The following is a 12,230-nucleotide window of genomic DNA, read 5'->3' on the forward strand; positions in this document are numbered from 1 at the left end:
GTCCAATGGCCAGTCGAGAAGCTGGGCGGCAGCCAGGAGCGCGCCGCCAATCGGGGGAAGTTTCGGCAAAGCCGGAGGCCTGCCAATTCGGCGTTCAAGCGCCTCCAAAAGCAGCCGGCTCGAAAAAGTGCCGCCAGCATAGGTCCAGTCGGCACCCGGATCGCAGTGGCCGGCAATTGCCTCATGATGCTTCGCCAGTTCATCGGCCGCTTGCTCGATCAACCCGATCGCCCCTTTGTCGCCGCCAAGTGCGATCTGATCGACGAGGGCCGAAATTGCTGCAATGTCCGCCCGTGGGTTCGCCAGGGAGCTGGCCCAATCGCCGAGCCCATTCATGGGATTGTTCGAGTCGATGCGAAGGTGGTCAAACAGGGCATTTGCGAGAGCCGTTGCCGGAGCACGCCCGTCCAAGCTTTGGCTGACGAGATTGAGCGCCTTCTGCCCGATCCAATGGCTGCTGCCCTCGTCACCGATGAGATCTCCCCAGCCGCCGGTGCGCGCCGACTGGCCTTTGGAATTACGCGCCCATGCCATTGAACCCGTGCCGGAAAGTATGAGGATACCCGGCTTGCTCGCAAAAGCGCCAAGGTGGGCGGCGTCGACATCGTTGAGGACGCGCCGGTGGACGTTTGGGAACGTGCGCTCGATCGCATCGCGCTGTAGAGCCGACAGGCGCTCAACCTCGCCGTAGGCGGGCAGTGCTGCTGCGACGGCCGCCAGATTTCCTTCATCGCGAAAGGGAAGGAGATGCTGCTCCAGCTCCTGGAGCCAATTCGGATTGTCCATGGGATTGACGCCATGGCCGCGGGAACGCCGCAATATTCGGCCACGCTTGTCCGCGAGGGCAACCAGCACCTTGCTTCCGCCACCGTCGATGCCGAGGATCAGCGCGTCGCTCACTCTTTCGCCCTCAGATCCGCGATCGTTGCGTCGACGCCGAAGTTGACAAGCTCGTCGCGCCAATGGCGCGAAAGCCCGGAATCGGTGATGACTTTCGCGTTGTCCAGCGGCGCGACCTTGTAGGTCGCCGTGGTTCCGAATTTCGAGGAATCGGCCAAGACGAAACGATTGGCCGACCGAGCCAGCATGCGCCGGTTGAGGCTCGCTTCCGCACTGTCCACGCTGTAGATCGCACCGTCGGCACTAATGGCGCTGGCGCCAAGAAAGAGCTGGTCGAACCATAATGTTTCCAGCATTGCCTCTGCCTGAGGTCCGACAAGCGATGCATTCTCGCTACGCAACTGACCACCGAGAAGCACCACCTCCAAATTCGGAATATTCAGGAATTCCTGCGCTACCGTCAGGCCGTTGGTGAATATCCTGAGCGGCATGGGGTTGATGCGAACGAGGCGCGCAAGCTGCAGGACGGTCGTTCCTGCGTCGAGAAAGATTGCCGTGCGCGGATGAAGCAGATCGTAGGCCGCGGTGGCAATCGCCCGCTTGGCCGATAGATGGCGTTTTTCCCGCTCCTGAAATGCAACCTCAACCGACGATCCTTCGGCAATGCGCGCTCCACCATGCACACGATCAATGGCCCCCTCCTGCTCAAGGATCTGCAAGTCTCTACGAACCGTGGCAAGCGATGCCCCGATCGCATCGGCAAGAGCCTGGATGGTCGAAAAGCCGTTCGCGTAGAGGTGGCTGCGAATGGCATCCAGCCGATCGACCTTCACTCCGACTGCTTGGCTCAACGAAAATCTCCCTCACGATCGATCCCAATTTCGATCACATTTTCATTTCAAATGATCAGTGTCAATCAATTTTATGACGTTTTTTGATTTATTGGATGATGGCTGGAATGAAAAAAGACGCGCCGTGAATTCACGGCGCGCCTGAAACGAATGAACTGCCATGCGCTTGTGGCTGGCTTATCCGCGGGATCTCACTGATATTTCGGCAGCAAATCGCCGTGCGCATCGATCAGGTCGTCGACAAGGTTCCAGATTTGGTCTGGAGACAATTCCGCAGACGTATGCGGATCGAGCAGAGCGGCTTGGTAGATGCGCTCGCGGTTTCTTGTAAGAGCCGCCTCGACCGTCAACTGCTGCACGGAAACGCTCAAGTTCATGACGGCGGAAAGCTGAGAGGGGATCCGACCGACCCGGACCGGCTGAATTCCGTTTCTATCGACATGGCAAGGCACTTCCACGATGCATTCATCGGGTAGATTCTCGATCAGGCCGTTGTTTGGGACATTGCCGTATATCAGCGCCGGGTTGCCAGTGACCGCGGCATGAATGATACCGGCGGCATATTCGTTGCTGCGGCACACCCCGATCGGCTTGTCGCCTTCCAGTTCCTTGCGCAGGGCATGCCACTCTTTGATCTGCACTTCGCAGCGCCGGATGTATTCGTCCAGCGGGATATTGAGCTGATCGATCAGATCCCCTCGTCCTTCCTTGATGTACCAGGAGGTATATTCGGAGAAATGCTCGCTGGATTCGGTGACGAAGTGGCCGAGCCGTTTGAGCACATCGAACCGCACCCGATCGTCCGGCGGAACGCGGCCATCGGCGGCGAGAGCGTTCAGTCTCGGATAAAGGTCTTCCCGTCGTCCGTCGCTGTGAACTTTCTCATATTTCAGGAAGAAGGCGATGTGATTGATCCCAGCCGAAACGTAATTCACGTCGGCAATGTCCTCGCCGAGGCATTGCGCGAGATGCGCGGCTGTGTGCTGCACACTATGACACAAGCCGACGGTGCGGATTTCCGGGGCCAGATCCTTGATTGCCCAGCAGTTGATGGCCATCGGGTTGACGTACTGCATCAGAAGAGCCCGCGGGCAAACCTCCTGCATGTCTCGGCAGATCGCCTCAAGGACTGGTATGGTCCGCAAACCGCGGAAAATGCCGCCGATGCCAAGAGTGTCGGCGATCGTCTGACGCAAGCCATATTTTTTTGGAATGTCGAAATCCGTGACGGTCGCCGGCTTGTAGCCGCCGACCTGCATCATGAGGATGACGAAATCAGACCCGCGCAGCGCTTCCCGCCGGTCGAGGGTGGCGTCGATCCTGACGCTTGAAAGCTTAAGCGACTCGCAGATCCGGCGAGCGACGATCTCTGACGTCTTCAGTCGCTCTGGATCGATATCGAAGAGGCTGATGACGTAGTCGCCGCCTCTCTGCGAGGACAGGACATCTCCCAGAATGTTCTGGGCAAAAACGGTGCTACCAGCGCCTACCAGGCAAATCTTCGGCATTGCAATCTCCCCATCGGTTGTGATTGCTTGTTGCTCCTTCTAGATCAGAATTTCTTCCTGGCATCGGGCCATTAATTCCGGGATTCGAGTCTTCTGCAAATGAAACATACCCAAAGGCGCGGCGAATGGATTGGATCCCGAGGGGAGTTCCTGATCGAGCGCCACATCGCTGATGCGATGGCCGCACCGCATTGGCACGACCACGTTGAATTAAACCTGCTCATGGAAGGCCGGATGACCTACCTTTTTAATGGAAGGCAGGAACAGGTGGAGGCCGGTCGCCTGGTTTTATTCTGGGCCGCAATTCCGCATCAGACGATCGCTGTTGCCGAAAACGCGCCACTCGTATGCCTCTATCTCCCCCTTATCGATTTCCTTGGTCTGCCGGTGGACAGAAAGGCCAGGCAGTCGATCATGCAGGGGAGGTTTCTGGCGCAAGCAAATCCGGAAACAATGGATGCGTTGACACTCCCACGTTGGGAAAAGGAATGGCAGAGCGGCAGTGCGGCAAGACGGAAACTGGTCGTGGAGGAAGTACGACTGCGAATACGACGTCTGATCCTGGACAATGCTGAAAGCGACAATTCGCCAACGTATGTCTCTCCGACATCGTTGGCCGGYCACGCGGTGCGACGCGTCGAGCTGCTGATCGATCTCATCAATTCCCGCTACGCAGATCCGACAAGCGTACCCGATCTCGCAAAGCTTGCGGGAATGCACCCAAGCACCGCCAACAGCGCTTTCCGAGAGGTTTTGGGAATATCGGTCAACGAATATCTGACCCGACATCGGATTGCCCGGGCGATGCAGCTTCTGACAGACACGGACGTTCCGGTCCTCCAGATCGGTTTTGACTGCGGGTTCGGTTCCAGCAGTCGCTTCTACGAAATTTTCAAGGAGCGAACGGGTACGACACCCCGTCATTTCCGAGAAGCGGTGAACTCCAAGAACACTCCGGCACCTTGATGGGACTCAAACCGATGAGGTCGTGATGGCTCTGGGTGCTCCCCTATTTCGGCTCACCACCTGAGCAGATGCGTGCGGCTTGCGCTTCGACCTCGCGCGGATCCAGCGTCGCCGTTTGGTCCCGGCGATAGATCTCGGCGGAAATAACCGCCAGGCATCGATCAAAATCGGAGGGACGGATGAGGATCGCGCCACCAACGATGATCGCGGAAAGCAAGATCGCCCCTGCCAGCAGAATATCACTTCTGACCATGGTCACCCAGTGCGACCGCCGTACGGCATTAGTGGAGCGTGCCGCTGATCACCATTTTTGACACGAATGCGGAAAGAAGCTGGCTATCGAAATGGCCCGGCGAATTCATCATCATGTTGATCGCCTCTGCTTGCGAGAAGGCGCGCTTATACGGCCTGATCGTGGTCAGCGCTTCGTAAACGTCGCAAATCGCCGCAAGCCGGGCGACGTAAGGGATCTTCTTTCCGGCGARCCGGCCAGGATAGCCCGAGCCATCGAACTTTTCGTGGTGATAGCGACAAATGTCGAGCACCTGCTTTGGGACATGCGCGACATGAGAAACCAGCTCATACCCCCGCTGAGGATGCCCGCGCACAAGATCCATTTCCTCGGCCGTCAGCTTACCGGGTTTCGCCAAAATTTCGTCCGGAAGCGCCATTTTTCCAAGATCGTGAACCAGTCCACCCAGTCCCAATACCCGCACATCCTCTTCTCCATGACCGAGGCTGCGCCCTAGGGTGATCATCAACGCGCTTACCGCCAGCGAGTGGAGGAACGTCAGCTCATCTTTTTCCTTCAGCTTTGCGACTGCGATCAGCGCACCGGCGTTGTCGAAGGCTGCCGACATGATCCGCTCCACAGCTGCGCTTGCCGCATCACTGGCGAAAGAGGCTTTGATCCTGGCGTGGGCAAGCATTTGACGGATCTGCGGTCTTGTATCCTCGACGCATTCCCTCGCCTGCTTGATATCCTTTGCCGAAAACACGGCACGAAGCTGGGCGTCAAACGCAGTCCGGTCGATGTCCTGCGGCCCGCCCGGATCGACATCCGCGCCTTTTCCGACGTCGATAACGACCGTCATCAGACGGCTTGCCATCAAACTATCGACCTGACCGGCGGCCGAGATCAGGAACGGCTTGAACCGACGTGTCCTGTCTTCTCCCTCAATTTCGACGTCCTCGACATACATTCCGACCCGCAATTGGCTGACATGTATCCGTTTTCGCATCTCTGATCCGTTCAAAATGATCTTGGTACTCAAGCGTAGTCTCAGGTATCCGGGGCTGGCCCGAGCGCGAAAACCTCGCTCAGGCTATAGGGCTCCGGCACGGGTCTTGTCTTGGTTGAGCCGTTGTCCATGCTGCTCTAAAATGGCCGCGGCAACCGTTCGATCGACTGCTTTCGAAAACAGATAGCCCTGTCCGAGCTTGCAGCCGAGCTGGCTCAATTGAACAGCTTGGGGTTCTGTTTCAATCCCTTCTGCGACGACCCGGATTCCCAGCTTGTGAGCTATTCCGATCAGGCCCTCGACGATGAAAGTCCCTGCGTCGCCCGGCACCATGCGGTCGATGAAGGACTTGTCGATCTTGATGATGTCGACCGGCACCGTCAGCAGGTGGGTCAAAGACGCGTAGCCCGTGCCGAAGTCGTCGAGGGCAACCCGCAAGCCCTTGGACCGAAGAGCCTTTATCTCGTCCGCTACGACATAGTCCCGTTGCCCGAGATAAACCGATTCCGTCACCTCGAGGATGATGTGCTCGAGAGGAACCTCTGCTTCCCCGAAAATACGGCACAGCCTGTCTTGCAGATTACCGCCGCGAAAATCTGCGGCGGACAGATTGATGCCGACATGTTGGAGAGGAAGGCCCCGGGCGAGCCAGCTCCGGATGTCCCCTGCAACCCTGACCAACATGCGTTGAGTGAGCTCAGCAGCAATATGGGCGTCTTTCGTCGCCTCATGGAAATGCGCTGCGGCTATGATTTCGCCGGAAGGCGTGGTCATTCGACACAAGGCTTCGAAACCGACGATTTCCCGCGTATCGAGGCGCAAGATCGGCTGGTAATGCGCGTCGATCCGATCGTCTTCCAGGGCGACACCCACATCGCGAACCGCCCTGAAGCGTCGGGTCAGGGCAGTGCCCAGGCCGGGATAGTGTTGCACGTACCGACCACGGTTGTGTTCTTTCGCATGATAGAGCGCCACATCGGCGTTCTGGCGGATCTGGTCAGGGTTTGTTTCCGTCTCTGCCAACGCACCGCCAATCGTCGCGGCGGGAAAGACGACATGACCGTCGCACGTCGAAGGAGAGGACAACGCTTTGAAGATGTCTGTTGCCCTCGCATTCAGATCAAGGTCTTTGTCGTCCGACACAATGACAGCGAACTCATCTCCACCGAGCCTAAACGTGTTTTGGGAGCCTGCTGTCGTGGCGACCCGGTCTGCAACCACTTGAATCAATGCGTCGCCGGCTGCGTGCCCGAACGTGTCGTTCACGAGTTTCAAGTTGTCGATGTCCACCAGCAAGATGCCCCAGGCGCGCCGGGATCGAGGCAGCTCTTCGGCGAGAAGCTGGTTGAAACGAGCGCGATTCGACAGCCCTGTTAAAGCGTCGCTGTATGTCAGCCGCTGACGTTCCATCACCCGTTCTTCGCGATCGATGGCGATTGTGCAGAGATGGACACAAGCGTCGACGAGGTCCCGTTCGAGGGCCTTTGGACCGCGGTGGTCTCGATAGTAGAAGGCGAAGCTACCAATCACCCGCTCGCCACGCTTGATCGGGCTGGACCAGCAAGCCTTCAACCCCAGCGGAAGGACCAGGGACTTGAAATCCTGCCAACGCGGATCAGTCTCGATATCGGTGACAACGACCGCTTCTCCGAAATAGGCAGCAGCGCCACAGGAGCCCGCAAGAGGACCGGCTTCAAGATTGTCGACCGCCGCTGAATAGTGAGACGGAAGGGAGGGGCCAGCGAGTGTGTGAAGACGGCTCCCGTCGAACGTCAGCACCGAAGCGATGATCCCAGGAACGGCGGCCTCAACCTTGAGGCAAAGTTGCTCTATCGTAGTTGCCAGCGGTTCCCCTTTGGCAATCATTTCCAGAATGGCATTCTGCAACTCAAGGATCATGACGTCACTTCCCGGAAGGAGACCCTCCGTACCAAACCGACTTTCAAATCAGGTTACGCCGTTGATTAGATTTTGATCGAATAGACGCCGAATGATCAGTTCAGGACCTGTCGTGTCGAGCTTCGCGTGCGAAAGGTGTTCGCCACCATTCTGACCTCCTTCTCGAACGGAGTAAGATTGACCGATGTCACGGTCATTCTCTAAAGACGATTATGAAATACAATCCTCAGTCGTGCCCTTGAGGGCGCCGAGTCAGTGAGCACTGCATAATTTTCGAGAGTCAGAAATCAGCTTATCGGATATGGTTCGGAATGCGTTGCAATGTTTTGGCTATCGCCGCACAATGGAAATTGGCCTAAAAGATGATCGGTGGCGATAAATACGTTGGCTCCGTGGGAAAAGCATCGCTCGCGATCATCGCGCTGATGTTTCTGTCACTGACCACCCTCTTGTCGCTCTGGCTCATATCCAGTTACGAGACAGCTGTTCGCCGGGGCGATGAGCGTGTCAGCGCCGCTTCCAAAATCGTTGCAGCAAACGCGAATTGGTTGAATTCCCTTGCTCGGGAGACCCTGCATCGAATTGATGATGCTCTGGGGCCGAGTACATCTTTGCCCGGCCCGGACCGCGTGCGCGATCTCGACGCGGCCGTCTATGACCTTCCTCCTCAGGCGACTGCCTATATCATCGGGGCCGATGGAGAAACGCTCTATTCAAATGACCGCAATATCCGGCCGATCAACGTTACAGACCGCGACTACTTCGTTCGGCTGAGAAACGGTGCGGACGAATATACGTCCCCGCTGATCATCAGCCGCCTTTCCCAGCGGCAGATATTCGTCTTCAGCCGCAGGCTCGAACGAAATGGCGTGTTCGCCGGCGTCGCCGTGATTGCCTTCGACGCGAGCATCCTAAGGCCAATATGGGACGCAGTCGCGATCGGCGAGAACTCGATTGTCAGCCTCATAAGACGCGACGGGCAACTTATCGCCCGATACCCGGAACCCGCCGGACCAGTCGATATGCGAAACCACAAGCTGTTTACCGACTACATGAGGAAGGCGACATCAGGCACATATCGCTCCGTGTCGCCAGTCGACAATGAAGACCGCCTGGTCGGATACCGAATCCTCGAACGCACCCCTTTTGTGGCCATTGCTTCGGCAGATATCCATGTGATCATGCAGCCCTTTTGGGAGGATGCCAAAATCGCGGCTTTGCTGGTCGCTTTCGCCCTTGTCGGCGCATTGGCAGCTGCATTGTGGATTCAGAACCTCATCAAGGTGGACACATTGCACACAAGGCAGCTTGCCGATGCGTTGCGATCGAATGAAACGCTCATGCGCGAGATACACCATCGCGTGAAGAACAACCTGCAGACGGTGATGGCCCTGCTGCGCTTGCAGGGTTTTGAACCGGAGGCCGTTCAAAAATTAAATGAGCGGATCTCTGCGATGTCCGCAGTTCACGAGCAGATGTACGGCTTCGACCAGTTTAGCGGAATATCTGCTCGAGAATTCATTCCATCATTCGTCAGGACGCTCGTCGACGTCCATGGTCGCGCCGTTTCCGTTGACTTTGAAATCGACGACATCGTGATCGCAGCAGACAGGGCAACGCCGTTTGCCCTCCTGCTCAACGAGTTGATTGCCAACAGCATGAAATACGCGTTCGACGGCCGGGCATCCGGAAACATTCGCGTCATGCTGCGCATGACGGATGGAGAGGAATCCCAACTTACCGTCGCTGACGACGGGATTGGATTCGATGGCCGATCGGACAGCGCCGGGATGGGGACGCGGCTGATTAAAGCCTTCGTCAATCAACTGCATGGCGAGGCGAGATACAATCGCCTGGAAGGGACCCAGTTTACGGCAACGCTCAAGCTGACCGATTGAGCGAGAGCTCATTCGAAGCCACCTTGCTGCCCAAAGCAAGCCTTCGGTTATCYCCGCTGCATCGGGAACACTTTTCATCGAGCTGGGGCGACACATTTTCCAGGTGCCCTGCCGCTCGCGCGGGATTTCCTCGCGTCGGCTTTGCTGAGTTCAGATGTCACCGGGAGCAGAACATGACGAAAGTTCCAACCATAGCTCGTATCTGGCGTGGCCGCACGAAGCCGGAACTCGCTGATGAGTATGAAGCCTACAACAGCGCAGAGGGAATTCCTCCACTGCTAAAGACAGCACTCGACGTTCAACTGTTGCGCGAAGACCGTGAGGATGAGACCTGGTTCACGACAATTTCGTACTGGGCGGATATGGAATCGATGACCGCGTTTACGAAAGGCGATCCACGGCAGGTTCATCATCTGAAGCGAGACGCAGAACTACTTTGCGAACTTCCCGAGCGTATCCAGATCCACAAGATAGTGGTCCCGCCCAGGCTGCGCTGAAAATAGCCCGCCTCTTCGCATGTCTCTGCGAGCTCTCTGCTGGTGTTGGAAGATCATAGGCACGACGTCGGCACGACATCCGAAACGTTTTGGCTTGACTCCCAAAACGTTTTGGAGAATCTTTTTCTCACTTCGGGAGGAAGATCTTGGCTAATCTCAAACAACTCGCGCAATCGCTCGGACTGTCGATCACCACGGTGTCGCGTGCGCTCGACGGTTATGCCGATGTGTCGGCCGCCACGCGCGAACGGGTTCGTGAGGCCGCCGACAAGGTCGGCTACCGGCCGAATGCTTCGGCCCGTCGCCTCCGCAGGCAGCGCGCCGAGCTCGTTGCCGTCACGCTGCCGAGCGATCCCGGCCATATCGGTCCTCCGCATTTCCTCGATATGCTGTCCGGCTGTGCCGAACATCTTGCCGCTGCCGGCCTCAATCTGGTGATTGCGCCGGTGCCGCGTGGCGAGAGCGAACTCGACATCTGCCGCCGCTTCGTCGATGGCCGTCGCGTCGACGCCATGCTTCTCGTCCGCACCAAACGGAAGGACGAGCGCGTCGAATTTCTGCAGTCGCGCGGCATTCCCTTCGTCACCAACGGCCGCACGGAAAGCCTGCTGCCCCATCCCTATATCGACGGCGACGGTTTTGCCGGCTTCCGGGCCGCGACGCTGCGCTTCCATGCTGCCGGCCACCGCCGTATCGGCCACATCGCCGGCCCGCAGGAATATTACTTCGCACATGACCGCTGCCGTGGCTGGCGGGCGGCGATGGAGGAATGCGGCCTTGCCACCGACCTCTGCGCCGAAGGCGCGCCGTTGGAACAGGGCGGTTATCTCGCCGCACTCGAACTTCTGCGCCAACCCTCGCGTCCGACCGCACTCGTCTGCGCCACCGACGAAATGGCGATCGGAGCGCTCCGGGCGCTGCGCGAGGTCGATGGCGGCAACCAGATCAGCATTGTCGGCCATGACGACCTGGCGATGGGCGCGTTCACAAGCCCGCCGCTGTCCACCATGCGCATGACCGGCGAAAACCTCGGCGCGAGCTTCGCCTCGCTGCTGCTGCGCGCCATTGCAGGCGAACCTGCCGAAGAACTCCAGGAGCTTCACGCGATCGAATTCGTCGATCGCGACAGCCATCGCCGTCCCGCCAAGGCGGCATAGACAGCCGTGCATCTCAAACAAAGAACAATGAAGGAGGAGAAGATGAAACATATCCTACCACTTGGAATTCTGGCTTCGACGGTGCTGGCCTTCGCCTCGCCGGTGCTGGCCCAGACGGTTTTCGTGTCCACCCAGCTTCGTCCGATCGAGGAGGCGACCGTCGTCCGTGAGGAGCTCCTGAAGGACGTCGGCTCGGTTGACTACGTGGTTGAGGAACCACCGCAGTTTGCGGTGCGCATGGAAGCCGAACGTCAGGCCGGCAAGCACACCGTCAGCCTCGTCGGCGCGCTGCATGGCGAGCTCTCGCCGCTTGCCGACAAGGACACACTGGAACCGCTTGACGATCTCGCCAAGAAGCTGGCAGCGAGCGGCATGCCGCAGTCATTGCTCGACCTCGGCAAGCTCGGCAAGTCGACCCAGCAGTACATCCCGTGGATGCAGGCGACCTATGTGATGGCCGCCAGGAAGGAAGCGCTGCAATACCTGCCRGCCGGCGCCGACGTGAACGCGCTGAACTACGATCAGTTGATCGAGTGGGGCAAGAATATGCAGGAGGCCACAGGCCAGCCGCAGATCGGCTTTCCCGCCGGCCCGAAAGGCCTGATGGCGCGTTATTTCCAGGGCTATTTCTATCCCTCCTTCACCGGCGGCGTCGTGCGTACTTTCCAGAGTGCCGATGCGGCCGCCGGCTGGGAGAAGCTGAAGGCGCTATGGGCCTATGTCACGCCGAACTCGACCAGCTATGACTTCATGCAGGAGCCGTTGGCTGCCGGCGAAGTCATGGTCGCCTGGGACCATATCGCCCGCCTGAAGAATGCCATTTCCGCAGCACCTGACGATTATGTCGTCTTCCCGGCGCCTGCGGGTCCGAAGGGCCGCGGCTATATGCCGGTCGTTGCCGGTCTCGCCATTCCGAAGGGTGGACCCGACAAGGCCGGCGCCGAAAAGGTCATCGAGCACCTTTCGATGCCGGAGACGCAGCTCCTGACTGCCTCCAAGGTCGGCTTCTTCCCGACGCTGAACGTCAAGCTGCCGCCGGATCTCGATGCCGGCGTCGCCCTGCTCGCCGGTGCCGTCACCGCCACCCAGGCTTCCAAGGACGCGGTCATCTCGCTGCTCCCGGTCGGCCTCGGCGACAAGGGCGGCGAGTTCAACAAGGTCTACATGGACAGTTTCCAGCGCATCGTGCTGCAGAACGAGCCCGTCGCAGACGTGCTGAAGGCCCAAGGCGCGACGATGGCCAAGCTGATGGCCGATACGAAAGCTGCCTGTTGGGCGCCGGATGCCAAGAGCGATGGCCCCTGCCCGGTCGAATAAATCGGCCCATGAAGCGTCCGGACGAAATGCCCGGGCGCTCTTTCAACCCTCTGCTC

At 58.6% G+C, this 12,230-nt stretch carries 11 protein-coding genes; 5 read left to right on the forward strand and 6 right to left on the reverse strand.

The features are described 5' to 3' along the window. From AC1ECN_RS16965 to melA, 3 genes are all read right to left on the reverse strand, one after another. Positions 1 to 900 (reverse strand): N-acetylglucosamine kinase (locus AC1ECN_RS16965; protein WP_477953604.1); only part of this gene is annotated, 900 nt, incomplete at its 3' end. Next, positions 897 to 1,691 carry a DeoR/GlpR family DNA-binding transcription regulator gene (locus AC1ECN_RS16970; RefSeq protein ID WP_024321466.1) on the reverse strand — a complete coding sequence of 265 codons (795 nt, stop codon included), beginning with the start codon at positions 1,689 to 1,691 and terminating at the stop codon, positions 897 to 899. The genes AC1ECN_RS16970 and AC1ECN_RS16965, both read right to left, overlap by 4 nt. Positions 1,692 to 1,882: 191 nt before the next feature. Continuing rightward, entirely contained in the window at positions 1,883 to 3,199 is a 1,317-nt protein-coding gene (gene melA / locus AC1ECN_RS16975; RefSeq protein WP_130687357.1) for an alpha-glucosidase/alpha-galactosidase, read from the reverse strand. Positions 3,200 to 3,298: 99 nt separating this feature from the next. On the opposite strand from melA, the gene AC1ECN_RS16980 reads away from it, so the two are divergent. Continuing rightward, positions 3,299 to 4,165: a helix-turn-helix domain-containing protein gene (locus AC1ECN_RS16980; protein ID WP_130687358.1), complete on the forward strand. Its 867-nt coding sequence runs from the start codon at positions 3,299 to 3,301 to the stop codon at positions 4,163 to 4,165. A 43-nt stretch (positions 4,166 to 4,208) separates the two neighbouring features. Here AC1ECN_RS16980 and AC1ECN_RS16985 read toward each other — a convergent pair whose 3' ends face one another. The 3 genes from AC1ECN_RS16985 to AC1ECN_RS16995 form a co-directional block, all read right to left on the reverse strand. After that, positions 4,209 to 4,382, reverse strand: a complete 174-nt coding sequence (locus tag AC1ECN_RS16985) for a hypothetical protein (protein WP_245483719.1) — start codon at positions 4,380 to 4,382, stop codon at positions 4,209 to 4,211. A gap of 64 nt (positions 4,383 to 4,446) precedes the next feature. Beyond that, positions 4,447 to 5,406, reverse strand: a complete 960-nt coding sequence (locus tag AC1ECN_RS16990) for an HD-GYP domain-containing protein (RefSeq protein WP_477953608.1) — start codon at positions 5,404 to 5,406, stop codon at positions 4,447 to 4,449. A gap of 84 nt (positions 5,407 to 5,490) precedes the next feature. Continuing rightward, positions 5,491 to 7,305 (reverse strand): putative bifunctional diguanylate cyclase/phosphodiesterase, encoded by a 1,815-nt coding sequence (locus AC1ECN_RS16995; RefSeq protein WP_130726016.1) that lies wholly within the window; start codon positions 7,303 to 7,305, stop codon positions 5,491 to 5,493. A 362-nt stretch (positions 7,306 to 7,667) separates the two neighbouring features. Between AC1ECN_RS16995 and AC1ECN_RS17000 the strand changes: the two genes are divergently transcribed. From AC1ECN_RS17000 to AC1ECN_RS17015, 4 genes are all read left to right on the forward strand, one after another. After that, positions 7,668 to 9,203, forward strand: a complete 1,536-nt coding sequence (locus AC1ECN_RS17000; protein WP_130698700.1) for a sensor histidine kinase — start codon at positions 7,668 to 7,670, stop codon at positions 9,201 to 9,203. A gap of 173 nt (positions 9,204 to 9,376) precedes the next feature. Continuing rightward, positions 9,377 to 9,700, forward strand: a complete 324-nt coding sequence (locus tag AC1ECN_RS17005) for an antibiotic biosynthesis monooxygenase family protein (protein ID WP_024321472.1) — start codon at positions 9,377 to 9,379, stop codon at positions 9,698 to 9,700. A 146-nt stretch (positions 9,701 to 9,846) separates the two neighbouring features. Further along, positions 9,847 to 10,857 carry a LacI family DNA-binding transcriptional regulator gene (locus AC1ECN_RS17010; RefSeq protein WP_018493574.1) on the forward strand — a complete coding sequence of 337 codons (1,011 nt, stop codon included), beginning with the start codon at positions 9,847 to 9,849 and terminating at the stop codon, positions 10,855 to 10,857. Positions 10,858 to 10,899: 42 nt separating this feature from the next. After that, positions 10,900 to 12,174, forward strand: a complete 1,275-nt coding sequence (locus tag AC1ECN_RS17015) for an ABC transporter substrate-binding protein (RefSeq protein ID WP_130726017.1) — start codon at positions 10,900 to 10,902, stop codon at positions 12,172 to 12,174. Positions 12,175 to 12,230 lie beyond the last annotated feature (56 nt).

This window comes from Rhizobium sp. 01N447_2 (assembly GCF_056399245.1).

What these genes read in the sequence shown, in the direction of transcription:
- melA (WP_130687357.1), bottom strand. Translation starts at nt 3,199, where the DNA reads ATGCCGAAGATTTGCCTGGTAGGCGCTGGTAGCACCGTTTTTGCCCAG.
- AC1ECN_RS16995 (WP_130726016.1), bottom strand. Translation starts at nt 7,305, where the DNA reads ATGATCCTTGAGTTGCAGAATGCCATTCTGGAAATGATTGCCAAAGGG.
- AC1ECN_RS17000 (WP_130698700.1), top strand. Translation starts at nt 7,668, where the DNA reads ATGATCGGTGGCGATAAATACGTTGGCTCCGTGGGAAAAGCATCGCTC.
- AC1ECN_RS17005 (WP_024321472.1), top strand. Translation starts at nt 9,377, where the DNA reads ATGACGAAAGTTCCAACCATAGCTCGTATCTGGCGTGGCCGCACGAAG.